General features: G+C 71.8%; 15 protein-coding genes. 2 read left to right on the forward strand and 13 right to left on the reverse strand.

Annotated features, from left to right (window positions below):
• Nucleotides 1–17: 17 nt before the first annotated feature.
• Nucleotides 18–1,274: a serine hydrolase domain-containing protein gene (locus tag ABZZ04_RS24245; protein WP_356934290.1), complete on the reverse strand. Its 1,257-nt coding sequence runs from the start codon at nucleotides 1,272–1,274 to the stop codon at nucleotides 18–20.
• A gap of 104 nt (nucleotides 1,275–1,378) precedes the next feature.
• On the reverse strand, nucleotides 1,379–1,603 hold the full coding sequence (locus tag ABZZ04_RS24250; RefSeq protein ID WP_356934291.1) for a hypothetical protein: 225 nt from the start codon (nucleotides 1,601–1,603) through the stop codon (nucleotides 1,379–1,381).
• 301 nt (nucleotides 1,604–1,904) lie between these two features.
• Between ABZZ04_RS24250 and ABZZ04_RS24255 the strand changes: the two genes are divergently transcribed.
• Complete coding sequence (locus ABZZ04_RS24255; RefSeq protein WP_356934292.1) at nucleotides 1,905–4,478, forward strand: helix-turn-helix domain-containing protein; 2,574 nt, start codon at nucleotides 1,905–1,907, stop codon at nucleotides 4,476–4,478.
• A 118-nt stretch (nucleotides 4,479–4,596) separates the two neighbouring features.
• On the opposite strand, the gene ABZZ04_RS24260 is transcribed toward ABZZ04_RS24255, so the two are convergent.
• The 4 genes from ABZZ04_RS24260 to ABZZ04_RS24275 form a co-directional block, all read right to left on the reverse strand.
• Nucleotides 4,597–5,151: a GNAT family protein gene (locus tag ABZZ04_RS24260; protein WP_356934339.1), complete on the reverse strand. Its 555-nt coding sequence runs from the start codon at nucleotides 5,149–5,151 to the stop codon at nucleotides 4,597–4,599.
• Nucleotides 5,152–5,189: 38 nt separating this feature from the next.
• Complete coding sequence (locus tag ABZZ04_RS24265; RefSeq protein WP_356934293.1) at nucleotides 5,190–7,412, reverse strand: MMPL family transporter; 2,223 nt, start codon at nucleotides 7,410–7,412, stop codon at nucleotides 5,190–5,192.
• A gap of 183 nt (nucleotides 7,413–7,595) precedes the next feature.
• Nucleotides 7,596–9,065 carry a hypothetical protein gene (locus ABZZ04_RS24270; protein ID WP_356934294.1) on the reverse strand — a complete coding sequence of 490 codons (1,470 nt, stop codon included), beginning with the start codon at nucleotides 9,063–9,065 and terminating at the stop codon, nucleotides 7,596–7,598.
• A 67-nt stretch (nucleotides 9,066–9,132) separates the two neighbouring features.
• The gene (locus tag ABZZ04_RS24275) at nucleotides 9,133–11,259 is read right to left on the reverse strand and encodes a phosphocholine-specific phospholipase C (protein ID WP_356934295.1); all 2,127 of its coding nucleotides are present in this window, start codon (nucleotides 11,257–11,259) and stop codon (nucleotides 9,133–9,135) included.
• 232 nt (nucleotides 11,260–11,491) lie between these two features.
• Here ABZZ04_RS24275 and ABZZ04_RS24280 point away from each other — a divergent pair, with 232 nt between their 5' ends.
• Complete coding sequence (locus ABZZ04_RS24280; RefSeq protein ID WP_356934296.1) at nucleotides 11,492–13,486, forward strand: protein kinase; 1,995 nt, start codon at nucleotides 11,492–11,494, stop codon at nucleotides 13,484–13,486.
• A gap of 58 nt (nucleotides 13,487–13,544) precedes the next feature.
• Here ABZZ04_RS24280 and ABZZ04_RS24285 read toward each other — a convergent pair whose 3' ends face one another.
• The 7 genes from ABZZ04_RS24285 to ligA all read right to left on the reverse strand — a co-directional run bounded on the left by ABZZ04_RS24285 (nucleotide 13,545) and on the right by ligA (nucleotide 23,491).
• Nucleotides 13,545–14,792, reverse strand: coding sequence for an SLC13 family permease (locus ABZZ04_RS24285; RefSeq protein ID WP_356934297.1), 1,248 nt, complete (start codon nucleotides 14,790–14,792; stop codon nucleotides 13,545–13,547).
• 128 nt (nucleotides 14,793–14,920) lie between these two features.
• A complete protein-coding gene (gene gatB, locus ABZZ04_RS24290) occupies nucleotides 14,921–16,429 on the reverse strand; it encodes an Asp-tRNA(Asn)/Glu-tRNA(Gln) amidotransferase subunit GatB (RefSeq protein ID WP_356934298.1) in 1,509 nt (502 codons plus the stop codon).
• A 15-nt stretch (nucleotides 16,430–16,444) separates the two neighbouring features.
• Nucleotides 16,445–16,684, reverse strand: coding sequence for a hypothetical protein (locus ABZZ04_RS24295; protein WP_356934299.1), 240 nt, complete (start codon nucleotides 16,682–16,684; stop codon nucleotides 16,445–16,447).
• Nucleotides 16,681–18,183, reverse strand: coding sequence for an Asp-tRNA(Asn)/Glu-tRNA(Gln) amidotransferase subunit GatA (gene gatA / locus ABZZ04_RS24300; protein ID WP_356934300.1), 1,503 nt, complete (start codon nucleotides 18,181–18,183; stop codon nucleotides 16,681–16,683). Before gatA ends, ABZZ04_RS24295 begins: the two co-directional genes overlap by 4 nt.
• Nucleotides 18,184–18,188: 5 nt before the next feature.
• On the reverse strand, nucleotides 18,189–18,485 hold the full coding sequence (gene gatC / locus ABZZ04_RS24305; protein WP_015036350.1) for an Asp-tRNA(Asn)/Glu-tRNA(Gln) amidotransferase subunit GatC: 297 nt from the start codon (nucleotides 18,483–18,485) through the stop codon (nucleotides 18,189–18,191).
• A gap of 325 nt (nucleotides 18,486–18,810) precedes the next feature.
• Nucleotides 18,811–20,967, reverse strand: a complete 2,157-nt coding sequence (locus tag ABZZ04_RS24310; protein ID WP_356934301.1) for a bifunctional diguanylate cyclase/phosphodiesterase — start codon at nucleotides 20,965–20,967, stop codon at nucleotides 18,811–18,813.
• A 301-nt stretch (nucleotides 20,968–21,268) separates the two neighbouring features.
• Nucleotides 21,269–23,491 carry an NAD-dependent DNA ligase LigA gene (ligA, locus tag ABZZ04_RS24315; protein ID WP_356934302.1) on the reverse strand — a complete coding sequence of 741 codons (2,223 nt, stop codon included), beginning with the start codon at nucleotides 23,489–23,491 and terminating at the stop codon, nucleotides 21,269–21,271.
• Nucleotides 23,492–23,498 lie beyond the last annotated feature (7 nt).

The raw sequence follows: 23,498 nt of genomic DNA on the forward strand, positions 1-23,498 counted from the left end.
CCTTCCGGTCGCGGTGCTCAGAGCGCGCAGAACGCGTCCGTCATGGCCTTGCCCGTGTGTGCCTGCCCCGGCGTGCCGGCGAGCATGTGGAACTCGTTGTTCGTGTGCAGCACCTGCTCGGTGCCGTCCTCGCTGCTCAGCCACTCGCTGAAGTAGCCGAGCACCGCGCCGTTGTGCCCCCAGGCCGACTTCCCGCAGGGCAGCTCCATGCGCTCGATGCCCAGCCCGTAGCCGACGCCGGTGGCCACGGGGACGGTGGTCTTGAGCTCGGCCATCTGTGCGGGCGCCAGGAGCTTCCCGGTCATCAGCGCCCGGCCGAACGCGGCCAGGTCGTCCATGGTCGACACCATGGCCCCGGCGCTCCCGGTGACCTGCACGTTGGAGACCGTGCCGTCGCTGATGAGGATCGCCCGGAGCACGTAGCCGCGGAGGTGGTTGCCGTGGAGCGCGGGGTCGGTGGTGGGGAAGCTGGTGTCGCGCAGACCGAGCGGTTCGATGATGCGCCGCTGGATCTGTGCGGCCGCGTCCTCACCGGTGACGGCCTTGATCACCATGCCCGCGAGCACGTAGTTGGTGTTGGAGTAGCCGAACTTCTCGCCCGGTTCGGTCGCCGGCGCGCGCATGCCGAGGGCGACGTCGACCAGGTTCTGCGGCGGGTACGCCTCCCTCGGGTTGAGGTTGAGGAAGTACGGGCCGTTGATCTGGAGGGAGCCGAGGTAGTCGGGCAGGCCCGAGGTGTGGTTGAGCAGCTGACGGATCGTGATCCTCGAACCGTCGTAGCCGTTGGCGGCGACCGCGCCCGGCAGCCACCGCTCGACGGTGTCGTCCAGCGAGAGCTTCTTCTCGCCCTCCAGCTGGAGCAGCACGGTGGAGACGAACGCCTTGGTGTTGCTGCCGATCCGGAACTTGGCCTTCGGGTCGGCGGGCGTCTTGGTGGCGCGGTCGCCGACGCCCGCGTGGACGTACTGGGTGGTGTCGCCCTGCCGGACCATGCCGATCACGCCCGGGTATCCGTCGGCGACCCCCTGCTGGGCTCCGGCCTGCAGGATGTCGGCCGGGGTCTGGGCTGCGGCCCGGGAGTCGGAGGCCGAGGAGCCGGAGGCCGGGGCGGCGGCGACGGCCGGGCCGGCCCCGGTCATCAGGAGGCAGACCGCGGTGGCCGCCGGCAGCAGCCGACGCCATTTCCCGCGCGCCGTCGAGGGGCGCCGGGCCGCGCCGTCGGCCCCCGCGTCCCCCGTGTTCGTCGGGATACCGGCCCCGGAAACATCACGCATGCTCATTTTCTTTTCTGTCCCTCTCAGTTGGTCGGTCGTTCCAGCTGTTCGGCAGGGTTCGGATTCGTTCCGAACGCGGTACGGAAGCGGGTGGGACGAAAGCCCTACCGCTGGCAGGCGGCCGCGATGATCAGCAGCAGGACGATGACTCCCAGCACCTGGAGGCATCCGACGCCCTCCGGGTTCTTCCGGTTGACCTCCACGTGGCCGCCGGGGGGAATTCCGGGGTGCTGCTTCTCATAGTGTTCGAGCTGACGGTCCGACCCCTGGGACTCGCTGACCCATGGCGTCTTGAAGCCGCATTCGCCGCACCAGAACCGATATGCCATGTCAACTCCTCATATGTCGTAGCAGGAGAAATTCATGAGAGGCGATCAGGTCCGGTGCCGGGCCCGTCCGGGCCTGCGGTCCGCCCCGGCCCGTCGACGATCCGTCGTCGGCCGGCCGCGTGTGCCATCTGCTTCTCGGAGATCCTGCGAAGTGCACCGCCCCGGGTCGGCGCACCGACCGGGCACCACTGATCGTGGCGTTCGCGCTGCTGGGGGAACAGGCCATACGACCGGCCATGCGTGACCGGTCGTCACGATAGGCTCATGCCCGGCCGCGCTCGGTGGTGGAGAGGATGTCCAAGTGGCGGATCAGCTGGGCACGTTGTTGCGTCGGCTGCGCACCCGGTCGGGACTGACGCAGGAGCAGATGGCGGAACGGTCCGGAGTGAGCGTGCGCACCATCCGCAGACTGGAGACGGGCAGATCCAGCGATCACCGACTGGGTACGGTGAACCTGCTGGCGGACGCCCTGGAGGCCGGACCGGAGGACCGCCAGAGACTCGTGGCCGCGCTCACGGGAATGCGGGGCGTGCCGAATTCCGGGGATTCCGAACCGGCCGACGACTCCCCTTTATCGAATTCCACTACGGATTCCGTGACGGGTTCCGCGACCACCCCCGTTCCCATTCCCACGCAGAATTCCGGGCAGGATTCCAAACGGGAATCCGGACCCGGTTCCGAGCCGGATCCCCGGAAGAAGTCCGGTCCGAAGTCCGGTCCGAAGTCCGGCCCCGATCGTTTCGCGTCACCGTTCCGCGACACCCTGGTCGCCGCCGCCGACGAACTGGCGCAGGAGATCAGGCGCCGTTGGCAGCGCGAGGAGGAACACCGCCGGGTCCACGACCCGTTTCCGCTGCCGGTGCGCTGGCAGGACGCGCCCGATTCCCTGACCGACCATTCGGCGAACATCCAGCGGCTGCCGCCGGGAGCGAAGCCGGACCCGATGGATCTGAGCGGCGACCTCGGCAGTGTGGCCGAGGTCTACCGGCGGATCGACTCCGGGCGGCTGGTGGTCCTCGGCCGGGCCGGGTCCGGCAAGTCGGTCCTGACGATCAGGTTCGTCCTGGACCTGCTGGAGACCCGGGAGCCGCACGACCGGGTGCCGGTGATCTTCGGCGTCGGCTCCTGGGACCCCACGGCCGTCGCGCTGCGGGACTGGCTGATCGACCGGCTGGTGCGCGACCACCCGCATCTCACCCGCCGGGCACCCGGCGGGTCGACGCTGGCCACCGCGCTGGTCGACGCGGATCTCGTGCTGCCGGTCCTGGACGGCTTCGACGAGATCGCGGAGGGGCTGCGGAGCACGGCCCTGGAGGAGCTCAACTCCACCTCGTTCCCGCTCGTCCTGACCAGTCGGCGCGGCGAGTTCGCCGATGCCGTCCAGGAGGCCGGGGCCCCGCTGGTCTGGGCCGCCGGTCTCGAACTGACCGACCTCACCCTCGACGACCTCGACGACTACCTTCCCCGCACCGCCCGCGGGAGCACGGCGGTCTGGACCCCCGTACTGGAAGGGCTGCGCGCCCGGGAGGACGGGGAAACCGCTCCCCCGGCCAGGGTCCTGAGCACCCCGCTCATGATCATTCTGGCGCGGACGATGTACAGCGAGGCGCCCGACCGGAATCCGGCCGAGCTGCTGGACACCGAGCGCTTCCCCGACGAGAACTCCCTGGAGGAGCATCTGCTGGCGGGTTTCGTGCCGACGGTCTACCGGCGCCGCGTCGCCGAGCGGAGCACCGCCGGCCGCCGGGAGCGGCACCGCGACCCGGAGCGCGCCGAGCGCTGGCTCGGCTACCTCGCCCACCATCTGGCCCGACTCGACCGCGACCAGCAGGACCTCGCGTGGTGGCGGATCGGCGATTCGCTCCGGCTGTCCACGCGGCTGTTGTCGGTGGTGGTGGCGTCGGCGCTCTGCGTCACCCTCTCCGAGTGGCTCATCAACCTGATCAACCTGCCGTTCCCGATCGGTCAGGGTCTCCTGCTGGGCGGTCTGATGGGGACGGCCGCCGGTCTCGCCTTCGGGTGCGTCCACGCGGTCCTGGCCCGGTTCGGCACCATGGCCTTCGAACCGGCCCGGGTACGGCTGCGGCTGCCCGGCGCGGGCACCGGTGTCGGCCGCAGACCGGTCCGTGCGTTCGCCGCCCGGTTCGGTCCCGTTCTGCTGGGCGGGTCCGTGATGGGCGTCGGCTGCGCGTCCGCCCTCGCCCTCCAGCGCTGGCTGTTCTACGGGGTCCCGCTCGCGAACGAGCTGGTGATCAAGGGCACGCTCATCAACATGCTGCTCTTCGGCCTGATCTTCGGGGCGGGTGCCGGTCTCGTCTTCGGGATCCTGGCCGCGCTGGAGGCACCGCTGGACGTCGCCTCCGCGGCCACCCCGGCCGGTCTGCTGGCCTCGAACCGCGCGACGGTGGTCCGGCAGGTCCTCGTACTGGCGCCGATGCTCACCCTGGTCATCGCGTTCGGCGGGCGCCTGGTCACCGAGCTGTTCGACGGAATCCTCGGCCCGCTGATCTGGAACTCGGCGGACGGGCTCGTCATCGGCGCCGTCGGCGGGCTCGGCGGCACCTGCTCGTACGCGCTCTCGTTCACCGCCTGGGGGCGGTGGCTGGTCCTGTCCCGGGTGTGGCTGCCGCTGACCGGCAAGCTGCCCTGGGACACGGTGGCCTTCCTGGACGACGCCTACCGCCGGGGCGTACTGCGCCGGGCCGGCGCGGTCTACCAGTTCCGCCACATCCGGCTCCAGCACCACCTCGCCCGTTCCTACCGCGAGCACCAGCGCAAGTACGCGCCGGCCAGGTTCGGTGCCGGGGCGCATCAAACACAGCAGGCGCAGGAGACACAGCAGGCACAACAGGCGCAGGGAGCCCGGAGCAGCTGAACGGGAAGGCCCGGAGCAACCGGAACGGGAAGGCCCGGAGCAGCTGAACGGGAAGGCCCGGAGCGGCTGGAGCAGGAAGGCGCGGCGCACCGTCCGACGGTGCGCCGCGCCCCCGTTCTCAGCCCTTCTGCGCCCGCCACTCCGGGGCCAGCACGGACCAGATCTCCGAGTCGTGCCGCTCGCCCCGGTACAGGTAGCTCTCGCGCAGCACCCCGTCGCGCTTCATGCCGAGCCGCTCGGCCACGGCGACGCTGCGCCGGTTCGCGGCGGAGGCGACCCATTCCACCCGGTGCATGCCGCGCTCGTACACCGCCCAGTCGATCAGCTTCCGCGACGCCCGGGTGATCAGGCCACGTCCCTGCGCCGCCGGTTCGAGCCAGCAGCCGACCTCGCAGTTCCCCGACTCCGCGTCGAAGATCCGGAACAGGACGCCGCCGACCAGCGTGCCGTCCAGCCAGATGCCGTAGAGCCGGCCGGTGTCGGCCGCCTGCTTCTCCGCGTACCTTCCGAGCAGGGCTCGCGCCGACTCCAGGTCGGTGGCGAAGGACGCGAAGGGGATCCAGGGATCGACGAGCTCCCGGGCCCGGTCCATGTGGGCGAGGAACTCCTGCGCCTGCCAGATCTCCAGCGGACGCAGTTCCGCTCCGTCGTCACCCAGGGATACCGCGAACATCATGCTCCTTCTCGGACTTCGTGGCCTTCTCGGACCGCTCACATCGTCTTCGCGGCCCCCACCGCCCCGTCCTCGGCCGGTTGTGCCGCCTGCGGGATCCTCGCATGCGGCACCGGCCGCTCGGGAGGCTCGATGCTGATCCGCGGCAGCAGCCGGTCCAGCCGGCGCGGCAGCCACCAGTTCGCCCCGCCCAGCAGATGCATCAGGGCCGGGACCAGCAGCGTGCGCAGGACGAAGGCGTCGAGGGCGACGGCGGCGGCGAGCGCGATGCCGAACATCGCGATGACCCGGTCCCCGCTGAGGACGAACGCGAGGAAGACCGAGATCATGATCACGGCCGCGGAGTTGATCACCCGGCCGGTCTCGGCGAGGCCGACCCGGACCGCCCGCCGGTTGTCGCCGGTCTCCAGCCACTCCTCGTACATCCGCCCCACCAGGAACACCTGGTAGTCCATGGACAGCCCGAAGAGCACGGACACCATGATCACCGGAAGGAAGGGTTCGATGGGGCCCGCGCTGCCCAGCCCCAGCAGCTCGCTCCCCCACCCCCACTGGAAGACCGCGACGACGACCCCGAACGAGGAGGCCACGGCGGCCACGTTCATCGCCGCGGCCTTCAGCGGGATGCCGATCGACCGGAAGGCCAGCAGCAGGAGCAGGCAGCCGAGCCCCGTGACGACGCCGACGAAGAGCGGGAGCTTGCCGACGATGATCCCGGCGAAGTCGTCGTAGCTCGCGGTCACTCCCCCGACGTGGGCCTGGAGCGAGGTGTTCTGCGCGGCCTGCGGCAGCACGTCGGAGCGCAGCCGGTCGACGAGTTCGCTGGTCCGCTCCGACTGCGGTGACGTCTTCGGTACGACGGTGACGAAGGCCGTTTCGCCGTCGGCGCTGTACGTGACCGGGCCGGCCGAGGCGACGCCCTCGGTGGACCGCAGCGTGGCGGGCAGTCCGTCCATCGCCAGCCGGTCGTCCGCGCCGTCCAGCCGGGCGACGACCGTCAGCGGCCCGTTGACGCCCGGCCCGAAGCCGTCGGCCAGCAGGTCGTACGCCTGCCGGGTGGTGGACGAGGCGGGGTTGTTGCCCTGGTCGGCGCTGCCCAGGTGGAGCGAGAAGGTGGGCAGGGCCAGGACCAGCATCACCACGGCGGCGATCCCGCCGAGCAGTTTGGGGTGGCGTTCGACGAAGGCGGACCAGCGGGCGGCGAAGCCGGTGGGGAGTTCGGGCTGCGGCCCGTGCTCGGCGAGCCTGCGCCGCTCGCGCCGGCTCAGGGCCCGCGTCCCGATGAAGGACAGCAGGGCGGGGAGCAGGGTCACGGACGCGGCCACGGTCAGGACCACGGTGAGCGAGGCGGCGATGGCCACGCCGTTGAGGAAGCCGAGCCGCAGGATCAGCATGCCGAGCAGGGCGATGCAGACCGTGGCCCCGGCGAAGACGACCGCCCGGCCGGTCGTCGCGACGGCGTCCTGCACCGCCTCGGTGACCGTCAGGCCCCTGCGCAGCCCCCTGCGGTGTCTGGTGACGATGAACAGCGCGTAGTCGATGCCGACGCCGAGCCCGATCAGCATGCCCAGCATGGGGGCGAAGTCGGCGACGGTCATCAGATGGCCGAGCAGCACGATGCCCGAGTAGGCAGTGCCGACCGAGACCAGGGCGGTGGCGATGGGCAGCATGCTGGCGGCGAGCGAGCCGAAGGCGAGGAACAGGACGACCGCCGCGACGACGACGCCGACGGCCTCGCTGAGATGGGCGGACGGCGCTTCGGTGAGGGCGACCGCCGAGCCGCCCACCTCCACCCGGAGGTGCTCGCCGGCCGCCGCCCTCGCGGTGTCGACGAGTGCCTGGGCCTGGGCCACCGGGATGTCGTCGACCTGCCGGTCGAAGGTGACCGTGGCGTAGGCGGTGCGCCCGTCCTCGCTGATCTGCGCGGCGCCGGCGGCCCCGTAGGGTCCGGTGACCGAGCCGACGCCGGGCAGTTCCTCGACCTCGTGCAGGGTCCGGGTCATCGTCTGGCGGACGTCGTCGGCCCGCACCGTGGAGTCGGTGGTGTGCCAGACGATGGTGTCGGTGTCCCCGCCGAGGTCGGTGAAGCCGTTCGCGAGGAGTTCGGTGGCCCGGCCGGACTCCGTGCCGGGCACCTCGTAGTCGTTGGAGTACGCGGAACCCGCGAATCCCGCCGCGGTGGCTGCTCCGCCGAGGGCGACGAGCCAGATGAGAACGGCGATGAGGCGGTGCCTGATGCACCAGCGGGCGATGGCGGCCACGGACGTGCTCCCTGCCGGTTCGTGGCTCTTTGCCGGGACAAAGCATGAATTACCCGCAAAGAGCACATGACCTGAGAACTGTCACTCTGGCAGCCGATCGTGATCCTTTGTCTCTTTCGTGGCCTTACTCACAACGGTCGCAGGGGCTGACGCGGTCCCGGGTCGCAGCGCCCTCCGGCCGTCTCACCCGGCCCGTTGCTCCTCCGCCTCCAGTTCTTCCTCGAACTGCTCCTCGATCTCCGCGATGCCCTTCGTCACGGTCTCCGCCAGGTGGACGGGGCAGGTCAGCACCTCGCTCCTGAAGCCCTGGCCGGAGGCGGGGGCGGGGCATGCGTCGGGGTCGTAGAGGTGCGCGATGTGCGCCGAGCGGTCGGACGTGCGCCCATGGCCGTCCGTGTGGTCGCACGCGCCGCCGGGCAGGGTGGCGGCGGCGGTGCGGAGGATGCCGAGGATCTCGCGTGCGATGCCGTACGACAGATCCAGGGAATCGGCCGCCGTGCCCATCAGGAGCAGCAGGACGGTCCGGTCGAGCGCGGGTCCGTCCGGACCGAGCCGCTCGTACCGCCGGGCCGCCCAGAGCGCCGCCTCCTCGGAGGCCGTCTCATCCTTGAACGGGACATGCCGCTCGCTCAGCGGCTCGATGTCGAGCCGGCCGTCGGGGCGCAGGTACACCCGGTCCAGATGTGCCGTCTCCCGGGTGCCGAAGAGTCTGTCGACCGCTTCGCGCAGATGGTCGCGGGCCTCGACGGCGAGGGCGCGCAGGAAGGTGGTGCAGGTCCATGCCTCCAGCGAGGCGCCGTATCCGTCCGCGTGTTCCTCGCGCAGGAGGGTCCGGCCGCCGGGGCTCTGCAGGTGGATGCCCTCGGACGCCTGCTCCTCGCCGCCGGAGCGCAGTGCGGGGTGCTCGCCGTCCCCGTGCGCGCAGGCCCCGTCCGGCAGCAGCGGCAGTACGGACTCCAGGCCCTCGATCATGTCGTCGAGCAGCGACCGCTGCCTGATCCGGCCCGACCCCGCGTACCAGCAGTTCGCATGGGCGACGACGACATAGCCGGCGAGAGCGGCCCGGGAGAGGCGGGCGGGCGGTACGGCGTGGAGGTCCAGGTCCCAGAACGGATCACCGTTCGGATAGTCGTTGAGCACACTGCCCAGGCTGCGGATGTGCCGTTGGTGGTCCTCGGGGACGATCCCGGGGATGCCGTCCGCGCTGCCCGGCAGGATCACGTCGGCCGCCGTCCGCGCCCACCCGGCGGCGTTGCGGGGGCAGATCTCCGCCTCGTCCCACTCATCGAGCGGAATCTCGACGTCCGGCGCGGTGAACAGCCCGTCCGCGTCCGTGTCCCACTCCTCCAGGCTGTCGGTGTACGGATGGAGCTCGTGCCCGCACCCGCCGGCCCGGAGAACCCGCTCGTCCAGGGCCGCGGCGGCGGCGCCGAGCGCGTCCACCACGGCTCGCTCGACGGCCGTGCCGCGTCGCCCGAGGACGTACTGCGCCATGCCCACCAGCCCGAAGGCCAGCAGGACCGCCTGCTCGCCGTCCGGTTCGGCGGCGAGCAGGCGGGCGCACTCCAGGACGACGGGGTCCGCCTCCTCGGGGGCGGACTCCGCCGTGACGTCGAGCCATTTCTCGATCAGTTCGGTCATGATCGAGGACACGCGGGTCGCACCACGATGGTTCCGGCAGTCACCGAACTCCCGTGCGAAGGAACTTCCGGGCGGACCGTCAGCCCGAGACGCTCGCCCGGCCGTTCTCGATGTGCCCCATCAGGCGGCGCCGGAAGGCGTCGTCCCCCTCGACGGTGACGGCCAGGTCGTACCAGCCGTGCGCGTCGGCCGCCGAGTGCACCACGGTGCGGCTGCGCCCCGGCTTGACCTTGACGGTCCTGGACCAGCCCCGCAGGTCCGCCTCGTCCACGTACCCCAGGGGGCGCACGACGAAGGTGAGCACCGTGCTGCCCGTGTTGCGCAGGGTGAGGTGCAGGTCCCGCTCGTGGGCGTCGATCCGCGAGGCGACCTCGGCCCCGGCCGACGCCCCGCCCTTCGCGGGCCCGGCGAACTCGCGCCGGAAGCCGTTCGGTCCCGTCACCGTGAAGCGGTACTCGTCGCCGGGGACCGGCACCGTCCACCGGTCCGTGCCCCGCACGTCCCGGTGCTGCGGCACGGGGAACTCTCCCGCGTACGGGTACAGCGCGAAGTGTGCGGACGAGCGGCCCGTGTTGCTGAGGTCCACCCGTACCGCGCCGTCCACCGGCTTCGCCTGCGCGTCCGGCTGGTACGGCAGCGGGCGGGCCGGGCGGGTGCCGGGCTCCTGCACCGGCATCCGCTGCACGGCCGGCGGCTTCGGCGACCAGCGCCCGCTGAACGGCGGAATGGCGGCCGGCTGCTCCAGGTCGGGCCTGCGTCGCCCGCGCCCGAAGTCGAACGCGGAAGTCAGGTCGCCGGTGACGGTGCGCCGCCACTGGCTGATGTTGGGCTCCTCCACCCCGGTCCAGCGCTCCAGGAAGCGGATCACGGAGGTGTGGTCGAAGACCTCGGAGCAGACGTAGCCGCCCACCGTCCACGGCGACACGACCAGCAGCGGCACCCGGATCCCGAGACCGGTGGGCTTGCCCTCCCACCGCTCCTCGGCCACCTCGGGCGGCGCGACGGGCGGCGGCACGTGGTCGAAGAAGCCGTCGTTCTCGTCGTAGTTGATGAGCACGGCGGTGTGCCGCCACACCTCGGGGTGCCTGCCCAGCGCGTCCAGGACCTTGTAGACGATCGTCGCGCTGTGGACCGGCGAGGACACGCTCGGGTGCTCGGAGTCGACGGCCGACGGCACCAGGTACGAGACCTCGGGCAGGGTGCCCGCCGCCACGTCCTTGGCGAACTCCTCGGCCAGCTTCCCGGTCTCCACCCGGCGCAGCGCCCGCTCGAAGAGGCTGCGCTCGCTCCTGTCCAGGGTGGCGACGCCCTCCTCCAGCAGCCCGAACAGCCGCTGCCGCTCCGCGTCGTCGGCGTCGCGTATCGCGGCGTAGAACGACTCCATGTACGTGTGGCCGCCGGTCCTCGCCAGCGCCTTGCGGGCGACCGCCTTGAAGGTGGCGAAGAACTCGATCTGGTTGTCGGTGAAGTTCTCCCACTCGGTGTACGTGCGCCAGCTGCGCCCGGCCTTCTCCAGCCGCTCCGCGTAGGTGCCCCAGTCGTACCCGGGGTGCGTGCCCTCGTCGTACGCGTCGTTGCCGACGGCCCGCCTGCCGTTCGGCTCGTTGCCGGTCTTCCCGCTCCACAGGTGGTTGCGGTTGGGGCTGGTCGAGGTGTGGATGGAGGAGTGGTAGGCGTCGCAGACCGTGAAGGTGTCGGCCAGCTCGTAGTGCAGCGGGATGTCCCGGCGGTCGTAGTACGCCATGGTGGCAGCCGTCTTCGTGCTCACCCAGTTGTTCATCCACCCCCCGGCCCACGCCTTGCCGCCGCCGCTCCAGGAGTGGTCGAGGGCGCCGATGTACTGGAGGTCCTTCTTCTGGGCCTCGGCGGCGTCCCGCACCGGGAACGGCAGCACGGAGCCGCCCAGCGGGGCGGGCTGCTCGAAGACCGGCTTGCCGGACGGCAGCTCGACGGCGTTGCGGTCGCCGAAGCCCCGTACGCCCCGGAGCATCCCGAAGTAATGGTCGAAGGAACGGTTCTCCTGCATCAGGATCACCACGTGCTTGATGGCTCCGAGCCCGTCCCGGCCGCCGGACCCCTCCCGGTGCGCCGACTGCGCGGCGATCGCGGCCTGCAGCGACGGCGGGAGCAGCGACCCCGCCGCCGCGGCACCGAGTGCGCCGCCGCCGAGTGCGAAGAGCCGGCGCCGTGAAATGTCCGTGGTCAAGATGGGCCTCCCGAGTCCTGTCGTTCAGCCGGGAAGCTAATCAAGCCGGGTGGCGCGGGGAAGGATTTCGTACGGCTCCGTGGTGAACGTCCAACAGGTCGGCCGGGAAGTCCAACCGCGCCTCTCCTCCTCGCCCCTCGCCCCTCGCCCGTCCGCCGCCGGCCGGACGTTGACCGGCCCCCGCCCGCGCGGCAGTCTTATGGACCGTCAATTACTTGTGTTGGGGGACCAGTTGAACAGCGCGTCGCATCACATCGGGCCTGATTCCGCACCGGACAGATACCGCCTGCTCAATTCCATCGGGCGGGGTGGCGAGGCGGTCCTGTACCGGGCCGAGATCGAGCTCGACGGGGCGCCGGAGACCGTGGTCGTGAAGGTCATGGATTCGAGGACCACGATCACCGTCGAGCAGTTCCAGCGGCTCAGCGCGAAGTGGCAGGAGCAGGCGGAGCTGCTGCGGTTCGTGAACCGGCCCGGCGTGGTGGGCGTGCGCGAGCACTTCGAGGGGCCGCCGATCCACGGGCCCGGCGAGGCGTCGACCGCGGCCGGGCGCTCGCTCGTGCTGGTCATGAACCATGTGGAGGGCCTCGACCTGCGCGACTGGCGCGAGGAGCGCACCCTGGCCACCCACGCCGAGCGGCGCGAGGTGCTGCGGACGCTGGAGCAGCTCGCCGACGTGCTGGACTGGCTGCACTCGGGGCGGGCGACGCCCTCCGGCCGGACCGTCGTGCACGGCGACCTGTCCCCGGGGAACGTGATGGTCGATGCGCACGGGCAGGCCACGCTGGTCGACTTCGGGCTGAGCAAGCTGACGGCCGACCACCGGACGGCGGAGGTCTGGTTCACCCCGGGATACGCGGCGCCGGAGGTGTTCGAGGGCAAGCGGACCCCGAACACCGACCGGTACGCGTTCGGCGCGATCGCCTACTTCCTGCTGAGCGGCCAGGCCCCGCCGAGCACCCCGGAGCAGCTCCGGGCCGCACTGGCCGCGCTCCCCCAGGTGGCGGCCGCGGCCCCGGACCGGGTGGAGCGGCTCCTGCGGATCTGCGCGGCCGAGCCGGACCGGCGGCCGGAGAACCTGTCGGCGTGGGTGAAGGACGTGCGCTCGGCGGTGGTGTCGACCACGGTCACCGGCTCCGGGGCGGCCCCGGTCCGCGACGCGGTGCCGGGCGCGGCGGTGTCCGCCGGTACGGACGCTCCGGACGCGGACGCCTCCGGCGCATCGGCCCGGGACGAGGTGCCGGACCCGGGCACGAACGCGCCGGGTACGTCGGGCACCCCGGGCACGGGCCTGCCGTCCGTACCGCCGCCACCGCTGCTGCCCCCTCCCGGTGCACCGCCCGCGGTCCCCGTCGGGGGCGCGGCGCCCGGCTTCCCGCCGCCGGTCACCGCCTCCGCCGATCCGGGCGTACCGACGCCCCCCACCGTGAACCCCGGCCCGGCGACGCCGCCGGAACAGGGACCGGCGGACGGGGAACCGGACCGGCCGCACGCCTCGCGGTCCCCGGGCTCCGCACCGGTGGCCCCGCCGACCGCGGACGTCCGGCTGCCCGCGCCTGCTTCCGTGCCGGAGCGGAAGCGGAAGCGCCCGGCCGTCGCGCTGGCGGTGGCGGCCGTGCTGGTCGCCGCCGCACTCGGCGCGGGCGGGGCGTGGGCGCTCATGCGGGACGACGACAACGGCGGCCGGGCGGGCGGGAGCGTCGGTTCGTCGTCCCCGACCCCCACGCCGCCGGATTCCGGCGCCGAGGAGCCGGCCGCGGACTCCGGGGGCACGGACGGCGGGGACGACGGGGGCGACAGCCCGTCGGCGGACCCCTCGACGCCCGGCACCGCCGAGGACGCCCCGGAGGTGTCGCTGACCACGCTGACCCCGATCGTCGACCCCGACGGGTTCGAGGTGGGCTCGGCGACCCTCGACGCCCAGCAGTACGCGGACGCCTACGTGGCGACGCCCGACTGCGGCGAGGGGCCGTACATGGAGTTCAACCTCGGCCGGGCCTGGCAGACCTTCGACCTGACCGCGGGCATCGACGACAACTCGAACTACGAGTCGGGGCGGCTGACCATCAAGGTGGACGACACCACCCTGTGGGTCGGCACGCTCGGACTGGGCAAGCCCCAGAAGCTGTCCCTGAAGGTCGAGAACGGGCTGCGGCTGCGGATCAGCGTCGACGAGACCTGCAACGGCGCCCAACTGGCGCTGGGCACCCCGCTCCTCAAGAGGTGACTCCGCTTCTCAGGAGGCGGCCCCGCTCCTCGAAGGCGCCCCCGGCCCGCCGGGGGCTTCACACCCCGATCAGTTGCAGCGCGCCCCACAGCGCCACCGTCGACGCGACCAGGGTCGCCGGTACGGTCAGCAGCCCGAGCCGGGTGAACTCGCCGAGCTCGGGCGGGGTGCCGTGGGCGTGCAGGATGCGACGCCAGAGCAGGGTGGCGAGCGAGCCGACGTAGGTGAGGTTCGGGCCGATGTTCACGCCGATCAGGGCGGCGAGCAGCGGTCCGGGCCCCGCCGCCGCGACGACCGGGAGCAGGGCCAGAATCGCGGGCAGGTTGTTGATCAGGTTGGCGAGGACGGCCGCCGCCGCGGCCACCGCCAGCAGTTCGGGCAGCGAGGAGCCGTCCGGCAGGAAGGCGTCGATCCCGGCGCCCAGCCCGTTGTCCACCACCGCCCGGACCACGACACCGAGCGCGAGGACGAACAGGCAGAACAGCGGGTGGGCGGAGCGGACGATTCCCTTGACGGTGGTGTCGCGCCTGGCCAGTGCGCGGACCGCCAGCACCCCGGCGCCCGCCAGCGCCGCCCACAGCGGTTCGGCGCCCGCGAACGAGGTGACGACGAATCCGCCCAGGGTGAGGGCGAGGACGACGAGCGTGAAGACGGGGACGGCCGGGCGGGCCTCCTCCGGTTCCGGCGGGTGCGCGCCCGCTGCCAGGTCGGCGGCGAAGAACCGGCGGAAGACGACGTACTCGACGGCGATCGCGGCCAGCCACGGCAGGCTCATCAGTGCGGCGAACCGGGTGAAGGAGAGGCCGCTCGCGGTGAACGCCAGCAGGTTCGTGAGGTTGGAGACCGGCAGCAGCAGGGACGCCGAGTTGGCGAGGTGCGCGCAGGCGTGGACGTACGGGCGGGGGCGGGCGCCCACGCGGGCGGCGGTGGCGAGGACGACCGGGGTCAGCAGGACGACGGTCGCGTCCAGGCTGAGCACGGCGGTGATCACGGAGGCGACGGCGAAGACCCCGCCGAGCAGGGGTCCGGTCCGCCCCCGGCAGGCGCGTGCGACCAGGTCGCCGGCGGCCGTGAACAGCCCCTCGTCCGCGCAGAGCTGCGCCAGCACCAGGATCGCCGCGAGGAACCCGACGACCGGGAGCAGGCTGTCCACCTGGGCGCGGGCCTCCGGCCACGGAACCGCGCCGGCCACGACGACCAGCACGGCGGCGGGTACGGCGGCGGTCGCCTCCGGCAGTCCCCGCGGGCGCAGTACGGCGAAGACCAGCACGCCGAGCAGGAGGGCGACGGCGACGGTCTCGGTCATGACGGTGTTCAACGGACTCTCCGGACACAGGTGGAGGGGCGGTGCACCGGTGACCGGCGTGCACCGCCCCTCCGGGGACGTGACTCACGGCTTCCCCGGCCGTACGGGACGGCCGGGGCGCGGGCGGATCAGCCCTCGACGCCGAGCTTCTCCAGGATCAGCTCGCGCACGCGGGCCGCGTCCGCCTGGCCGCGGGTGGCCTTCATGACCGCGCCGACGAGCGCGCCCGCCGCCGCGACCTTGCCGCCACGGATCTTGTCCGCGATGGCCGCGTTGGCGGCGATGGCCTCGTCCACGGCCGTGGACAGCGCGCCCTCGTCGGAGACGACCTTCAGGCCGCGCTTCTCGACGACGGTGTCCGGGTCGCCCTCGCCCGCGAGGACGCCCTCGATGACCTGGCGGGCCAGCTTGTCGTTGAGGTCGCCCGAGGCGACGAGCTCGGCCACCCTGGCGACCTGCGCCGGGGTGATGGGCAGCTCGTCGAGGCCGCGACCGGTCTCGTTGGCGTTGCGGGCCAGCTCGCCCATCCACCACTTGCGGGCCTGGTCCGAGGGGGCGCCCGCGTCGGTCGTGGCGACGATCAGGTCGACCGCGCCGGCGTTGAGGATGGACTGCATGTCGTGCTCGGAGACGCCCCACTCCTCCTTGAGCCGCGCCCGGCGCAGCCGGGGCAGTTCGGGCAGCCCCTTGCGGAGCTCCTCGACCCATTCGCGGGCCGGGGCGACCGGCACCAGGTCGGGCTCGGGGAAGTAGCGGTAGTCCTCGGCGTTGTCCTTGATGCGGCCGGCCGTGGTGGAGCCGTCCTCCTCGTGGAAGTGCCGGGTCTCCTGCACGATCGTGCCGCCGGAGGACAGCACGGCCGCGTGGCGCTGGATCTCGAAGCGGGCGGCGCGCTCGACGGAACGCAGCGAGTTCACGTTCTTCGTCTCGGAGCGGGTACCGAACGTCTCGGTGCCGTTGGGGCGCAGCGACAGGTTGACGTCGCAGCGCATCTGGCCCATCTCCATGCGGGCCTCGGAGACGCCGAGCGCCTTGATGAGCTCACGGAGCTCGGCGACGTACGCCTTGGCGACCTCGGGGGCGCGGGCGCCCGCGCCCTCGATCGGCTTGGTGACGATCTCGATGAGCGGGATGCCCGCGCGGTTGTAGTCGAGCAGGGAGTGGGACGCGCCGTGGATACGGCCGGTGGCACCGCCGACGTGGGTCGACTTGCCGGTGTCCTCCTCCATGTGGGCGCGCTCGATCTGGACCCGGAAGATCTCCCCGTCCTCCAGCTGGACGTCCAGATAGCCGTCATATGCGATCGGCTCGTCGTACTGGGAGGTCTGGAAGTTCTTCGGCATGTCCGGATAGAAGTAGTTCTTCCGGGCGAAGCGGCACCACTCGGCGATCTCGCAGTTCAGCGCGAGGCCGATCTTGATGGCGGACTCGACGCCGATCTCGTTGACGACCGGGAGCGCGCCGGGCAGGCCGAGGCAGACCGGGCAGGTCTGGGAGTTGGCGTCCTGCTTGAGCTCGGTGGAGCAGCCGCAGAACATCTTGGTCTTGGTGCCGAGCTCGACATGGACCTCCAGGCCCATGACGGGGTCGTAGGACGCGAGCGCGTCCTCGTACGACACCAGGTCGGTGACAGTCACGGTGAAACTTCCCTCTCAGCCCAGCAGTACGTCGTCATCGCCGATGCGCTTGAGTTCGCGCAGCAGCAGAGCGATGCCCGTGGCGATGGCGGCGGCGGAGACAACGGCGTCGACCAGTCGGAGCGTGTCGTGCTCGGAACGCGCCTTCCTGGCCTGCTTGAGCACGCTGACCGCCCCGAAGGCGGTGGTGCCGATGGACAGGTACGTACCGGTCTTGGACTTCTTGAAGCCCTTGGCCTTGGTCAGTGCACTCACAGTGACGGAGCCTCCTCCAGCAGCGGGTGTCCCCACTTTTCCACGAAGGCGGCCTCGACGGCGGCTCCGACCTTGTACAGCCGGTCGTCCTTCATGGCGGGGGCGATGATCTGCAGCCCGACCGGCAGCCCGTCCTCGGGGGCCAGGCCGCAGGGCAGCGACATGGCGGCGTTGCCCGCGAGGTTGGTCGGGATGGTGCACAGGTCCGCGAGGTACATCGCCATCGGGTCGTCGGCGCGCTCGCCGATCGGGAAGGCGGTGGTGGGCGTCGTCGGGGAGACGATGACGTCCACCTCCTCGAAGGCCTTCTCGAACTCCCGGGTGATGAGGGTGCGGACCTTCTGCGCCGAGCCGTAGTACGCGTCGTAGTAGCCGGAGCTGAGGGCGTACGTGCCGAGGATGACGCGGCGCTTGACCTCGTCGCCGAAGCCGGCCTCGCGGGTGAGCGCGGTGACCTCCTCGGCGGACTTCGTGCCGTCGTCGCCGACCCGCAGGCCGTAGCGCATGGCGTCGAAGCGGGCCAGGTTGGAGGAGCACTCGGACGGCGCGATCAGGTAGTACGCCGACAGGGCCAGGTCGAAGGTCGGGCAGTCCAGCTCGACGACCGTGGCGCCGAGCGACTTCAGCAGCTCGACCGACTCGTTGAACCGCTGGACGACACCGGCCTGGTAGCCCTCGCCGGCGAACTGCTTGACGACGCCGACGCGCATGCCCTCGACGCTGCCGTTGCGGGCGGCCTCGACGACCGGCGGGACCGGGGCGTCGATGGACGTGGAGTCCATCGGGTCGTGCCCGGCGATCGCCTCGTGCAGCAGGGCCGCGTCCAGGACGGTACGGGCGCAGGGCCCGCCCTGGTCCAGGGAGCTGGAGAAGGCCACCATGCCGTAGCGGGAGACGCCGCCGTAGGTGGGCTTGACGCCGACGGTGCCGGTGACGGCGGCGGGCTGGCGGATGGAACCGCCGGTGTCCGTGCCGATGGCGAGCGGGGCCTCGTACGAGGCGAGGGCGGCCGAGGAGCCGCCGCCGGAGCCGCCGGGGATGCGGGTGAGGTCCCACGGGTTGCCGGTCGGGCCGTAGGCGCTGTTCTCGGTGGAGGACCCCATGGCGAACTCGTCCATGTTGGTCTTGCCGAGGATGACGACGTCGGCGGCCCTCAGCTTCCGGGTGAGGGTCGCGTCGTACGGCGGGATCCAGCCCTCGAGGATCTTGGAGCCGACGGTGGTCGGCATGTCCTTCGTGGTGAAGATGTCCTTCAGCGCGAGCGGGACACCGGCCAGCGGGCCGAGCTTCTCGCCGGCCGCCTTCTTCGCGTCGACGGCGCGGGCCTGCGCGAGGGCGCCCTCGCGGTCGACGTGCAGGAAGGCGTGGACCTTCTCGTCGACCGCGTCGATCCGGGCCAGGTGGGCCTCGGTGACCTGGACGGCCGTCAGCTCGCCGGAGGCGATCCTCGCGGCGATCTCGGCGGCGGTGAGCTTGATGATGGTGCTGTGGTCCGTCATGGCTGTTAGTCCTCCCCCAGGATCTGCGGCACCTTGAAACGCTGCTGCTCCTGGGCCGGGGCGCCGGAGAGCGCCTGCTCGGGGGTGAGCGACGGACGGACCTCGTCCGCGCGCATGACGTTGGTCAGCGGCAGCGGGTGGGAGGTCGGCGGTACGTCTTGGTCGGCGACCTCGGAGACGCGGGCGACCGCGCCGATGATGTCGTCGAGCTGACCGGCGAAGTGATCGAGCTCTTCGCCCTTCAGCTCCAGACGCGCCAGCCGGGCGAGGTGGGCGACCTCCTCGCGCGTGATGCCAGGCATGCAGCGATCCTCAGGGGTTGGTGTGTGGTTCTGGCCGGGGGCCGGCGGCACATTTCCGCCGTCCGTCCGAAGGACGGGCCGCGCGGCGTCTGGTGCGTGCGATCGCAAGGCGCCGGAGCGCCCTCGTGGCGGAGCCACGTGAGCGATTCGGCAACACGGCGAGCGTGCGTGCCAGGCGTCGCGCGGCAGGTGGAAATGTGCCGCCGACCCCCAATCCTATGGGGTAGCCCGCCGCCTCTCCCGCCACCCGGGGGAACACCTCTCCCGAACACGGTTTTCCCCACCGTGCGGCGTCCCGTCCCTCGGGGCGGGACGCCGCGTGGGCTCAGGTCGTGGCGGGGCGTGAGTTGATCGCCCGGCCGGAGGGCCGCTGCTCCAGCTCCGGGGGCGTACCGGCGGCTGCCGCGGCGGCGGCCGCGGCGGCCAGTTCGGCGGGCCGGCGCCAGCCGTGCTCGCCCCGCGCCCGGAGCCAGGCCGTCGTCTCCTGGGGCGGCATCGCCGCGGCGACCAGCCACCCCTGCACCGCGTCGCAGCGCAGGTCCCGCAGCCGCTCCCAGGTCTCGTCGTCCTCGACGCCCTCCGCGACGACCAGCAGGCCCAGCGAGTGGGCCAGGTCGATGGTGCAGCGGACGATCTCGGCGTCCTCGTTGTCGACGGCCAGCCGGGCCACGAACGACCGGTCGATCTTCAGCTCGCTGACCGGCAGCCGCCGCAGGTGGACCAGGGAGGAGTAGCCGGTGCCGAAGTCGTCGAGGGACATCTTCACGCCGTGCCCGGTCAGTCCGGCGAGCGTGTCGGCGGCGCGCTGCGGGTCCTCCAGCAGCACGTGCTCCGTTATCTCCAGCTGCAGTGCGCCGGCCGGGACGCCGTGCCGGGCGAGCCGGGCCGCGACGCCGCCCGCGAAGCCGGGGGTGTGGACGTCGCGCGGGGAGACGTTGACCGCGACCGGGACGAACAGGCCCTGCGCCCGCCACCGGGCGACCTGGGCCAGCGCCGTCTCCAGGACGTACTCCGTGAGGTGCGGCATCAGTCCGGACGACTCGGCGATGGCGATGAACTCGTCCGGGGGGACCCGTCCGCGCTCCGGGTGCACCCAGCGCACCAGCGCCTCCAGGCCGGCCACCTGGCCGTCGAAGCGGACCTTCGGCTGGTAGTGCAGCTCGACCTCGCCCGCGTCCAGCGCCCGGCGCAGGTCGCCCAGGAGTCCGAGCCGGTCGGGGGTGTTGCTGTCCCGCTTGGACTCGTACACCTCGACGCCCGTGCGGTCGCGCTTGGCCTGGTACATCGCCACGTCCGCGCGTCTGAGCAGCCCCTCGGCGTCCAGTGCGTGGTCCGGGTGGACGGCCACCCCGGCGCTGGCCTCCAGCACCAGGGTCAGACCGTCCAGGTCGAGCGGGGAGGACAGCTCGGCGACCAGGTGGCGGGCGACCCGCTGGGCGCTGGTGGTGGAGTCCGCCGTCGGCAGGAGCACGGCGAACTCGTCGCCGCCGAGCCGTGCGGCCTCCGCCCCCCGGGGCAGCGCCAGTCTCAGCCGTTCGGCTATCTGCAGCAGCAGCCGGTCCCCCGCCAGATGGCCGAGAGTGTCGTTGACCGCGCGGAAACGGTCGAGGTCGATCAGGACGAGCGCGGATCTGGTGCCGGTGGACTCCGCGTCCTCCAGCGCCGTCCAGGTGCGTTCCAGCAGCCACTGCCGGTTGGGCAGTCCGGTCAACGGGTCGCGCAGTTGCTCCTCGGCCCGTGCCCGGGCGATCCAGAGCGCGGAGTCCAGGGCGATCAGCGGGACCGCGAAGAGCGGCAGGAGCAGGGGCGTGGCCATCGCGACGACGCAGATCAGCGGCGCGATGCCGAGCAGGGCGAGGGCGACGAGCCCCTGGCGCAGCAGGGTGCTGCGGGCGATGGTCGGCAGTCCGCCGCCCTGGGGGGTCCTCGCGTACCACAGCAGGACCCGGGTCACCAGAAGATAGGTGGAGGCGGCCAGGAGGACTTCCGGGACCGCGGCGATGCCCCAGTCGAGTGGCTGCCAGGGCGACTCGACGGTCTGCACCTCGCCGAACGCGGCGAGCACCAGGGCCGCCGCGCCGATGCCGAGGATGTCGACGGCGCCGTGCAGCAGCCCCTGCCACCAACGGTGTCTGCGGGCCATGCCGACCAGGACGACGACGACCAGGCTGACCAGCCCGGCGGGCACCCAGCCGTAGAGCAGCAGCACGGCCAGGGTGAGCGAGGCGCCGGAGCCGGTCCCTCCCCACCAGCGGTCGCGTCCGAGCGCGACCAGGTGGCCGACGATGATTCCGGTCAGGACGGCGAGCGCCCAGCCGGGCTCGCCGTCGGGGAAGAGCGCGCGCCCCTCGCTCACGGTCCGGTAGAAACCGGTCGCGAGCTGGGCGACGGCGATCACGATGAAGACGGCCCCCACTTTCGGCGTGAGGCCGACGAAACCTTGCAGCCGCGACACCGGTGCGGCGCTCTCGGTCGGTTTCATTCCGTCCCTCTCACAGCCGGCGGTGCCGATGTCACCCGATAGATTCCGCTCCATGCCGCGCTGCCCGGTTTCCCACCCCGCGGCCGGGCACGGCAGGTGTACGTCTCAACAGTAGGCCGGGAAGGGCCGCTACGGGCAGCGCTCGGACGCTGTTGCCCGAATGCGAACCGACCATCCGTCAACATCTGGTATGCGCCGATCGGGTGAACCCGCTCCCGGAGCGAAACACTTGTCCCGATTCATCGCAGGACACCCCTTATCGGTCCTTCTGTTCACGCGGCCCGTTCCCCCTCTGCTCGGCCTATCCGGCCTCCACCGGCTCCCCGGCCGCTTCCCCGGCCGGTTCCTCGGCCTGTACGGCCGCCTCGCGTGCCGCGTCCGGCCCGTGTTCGAGGAGGACGGCGAAACCGCCCTCGTCCAGCACCGGAACCTTCAGCTGCATCGCTTTGTCGTATTTCGAGCCGGGGTTGTCTCCGACGACCACGAAGGCGGTCTTCTTCGAGACCGACCCCGTCACCTTGGCACCCAGCTTCTGGAGCGCCTCTTTCGCGCCATCCCTGGTGTGCCCGTCCAGCGTGCCGGTGACGACGACGGTGAGCCCGTCGAGCGGGCCCGGCCCCACGTCCTCCCCAGGTCCCTCGTCCGCCATCCGGACCCCGGCCTCGCGCCACTTGCGGAGGATCTCCCGGTGCCAGTCCTCGGCGAACCACTGCTTCACCGATGCGGCGATGATGTCCCCGACCCCGTCGGCCTCGGCCAGCTCCTGCTCGGTCGCCTCGTCGATCCGGTCGATGGAGCGGAACTGACGGGCCAGCTCCGCGGCGGCGACCGGGCCGACGTGGCGGATGGAGAGCCCGGTGAGGACCCGGGCCAGCGGGGCTTCCTTGGCCGCGGCGATGGCGGCGAGCATGGCGACGGCGTTCTTCCTCGGCTCGCCCTGCTGGTTGGCGAAGACCAGGGCGGTCTTCTCCTCGCCGGTCTCCGGGTCGCGCTTGGGCAGCCCGCTGACCGGGTCCAGGACGTAGGCGCGGATCGGCAGCAGCTCCTCGATCGTCAGCCCGAACAGATCGCCCTCGTCGCGCAGCGGCGGCTCCTCGGGTTCGAGCGGCTTGGTCAGGGCGGCGGCCACGACGTAGCCGAAGTGGTCGATGTCGAGGCACTTGCGGCCCGCGAGGTAGGCGACGCGCTCGCGCAACTGGGCGGGGCAGGAACGCGCGTTGGGGCAGCGGAGGTCGATGTCGGCCTCCTTCATGGGCTTCAGCCCCGTACCGCACTCGGGGCAGTGCGTCGGCATCACGAAGGCCCGCTCGGTGCCGTCGCGCAGGTCGACGACCGGGCCGAGGATCTCCGGGATCACGTCGCCCGCCTTGCGGATCACCACCGTGTCCCCGATGAGGACGCCCTTCGCCTTCACCACGTTCTGGTTGTGCAGGGTGGCGAACTCGACCTCGGAGCCCGCCACTTCCACCGGTTCGACCTGCGCGTACGGCGTGACCCGGCCGGTCCGGCCGACGCCCACCCGGATGTTGACCAGTTTGGTGTTGACCTCCTCGGGGGCGTACTTCCAGGCGATCGCCCAGCGCGGGGCGCGCGAGGTGGAGCCGAGCCGGCCCTGGAGCGGGATCTCGTCGAGCTTGACGACGACGCCGTCGATCTCGTGCTCCACGGAGTGGCGGTTCTCGCCGAAGTACGCGATGAACTCCCGTACCCCGTCGAGGGAGTCCACCACCTTGTTGTGCCGGGCGGTGGGCAGGCCCCATTCGCGCAGCAGCTCGTAGGCGTGCGAGAGGCAGTCGATGTCGAAGCCCTCGCGGGCACCGATGCCGTGCACCACCATGCGCAGCGGCCGGGTGGCGGTGACCTTCGGGTCCTTCTGGCGCAGTGAACCGGAGGCCGCGTTGCGCGGGTTGGCGAAGGGTTTGTCGCCCGCCTCGATCAGCCGGGCGTTGAGTCCGTCGAAGGCTTCCATCGGGAAGAAGACCTCGCCGCGGATCTCGACCAGCTCCGGGATCCGGTCGCCCTTCAGCCGGTGCGGGATCCCGGCGATCGTGCGGACGTTGGGGGTGATGTCCTCGCCGGTGCGGCCGTCGCCCCGGGTCGCGGCCCGGGTCAGCAGGCCGTGCTCGTAGGTGAGGTTGACCGCCAGGCCGTCGACCTTCAGCTCGCACAGGAAGTGGTGGTCGGCCGTGCCGACCTCCTTCGCGATCCGCTCGCCCCAGGCGGCCAGTTCCGTGTCGTCGAAGGCGTTGTCCAGCGAGAGCATCCGTTCACGGTGCTCGACGGAGGTGAATTCCGTCCGGTACGGCCCGGCGACCTTCTGGGTCGGCGAATCCGGCGTGCGCAGCTGGGGGTACATGTCCTCCAGCGCCTCCAGCTCGCGCATCAGCCGGTCGAACTCGGCGTCGCTGACGACCGGCTGGTCCTTCACGTAGTACCGGAAGCGGTGCTCCTCGATCTGCTCGGCGAGGAGTGCGTGCTGCTCCTGGGCCCCTGCGGGCACCGCCGTCTGCTGTTCGCCGGCCATCGTCTGG

The organism is Streptomyces sp. NPDC006435 (genome assembly GCF_040612315.1).
Classification (GTDB): domain Bacteria; phylum Actinomycetota; class Actinomycetes; order Streptomycetales; family Streptomycetaceae; genus Streptomyces.

Bases quoted from the DNA above. Each gene is read 5' to 3' on its own strand.
- ABZZ04_RS24250 (WP_356934291.1), bottom strand. From the start codon at position 1,603: ATGGCATATCGGTTCTGGTGCGGCGAATGCGGCTTCAAGACGCCATGG.
- gatA (WP_356934300.1), bottom strand. From the start codon at position 18,183: ATGACGGACCACAGCACCATCATCAAGCTCACCGCCGCCGAGATCGCC.
- ABZZ04_RS24285 (WP_356934297.1), bottom strand. From the start codon at position 14,792: ATGACCGAGACCGTCGCCGTCGCCCTCCTGCTCGGCGTGCTGGTCTTC.
- ABZZ04_RS24245 (WP_356934290.1), bottom strand. From the start codon at position 1,274: ATGCGTGATGTTTCCGGGGCCGGTATCCCGACGAACACGGGGGACGCG.
- gatC (WP_015036350.1), bottom strand. From the start codon at position 18,485: ATGCCTGGCATCACGCGCGAGGAGGTCGCCCACCTCGCCCGGCTGGCG.
- ABZZ04_RS24310 (WP_356934301.1), bottom strand. From the start codon at position 20,967: ATGAAACCGACCGAGAGCGCCGCACCGGTGTCGCGGCTGCAAGGTTTC.
- ABZZ04_RS24260 (WP_356934339.1), bottom strand. From the start codon at position 5,151: ATGTTCGCGGTATCCCTGGGTGACGACGGAGCGGAACTGCGTCCGCTG.
- ligA (WP_356934302.1), bottom strand. From the start codon at position 23,491: ATGGCCGGCGAACAGCAGACGGCGGTGCCCGCAGGGGCCCAGGAGCAG.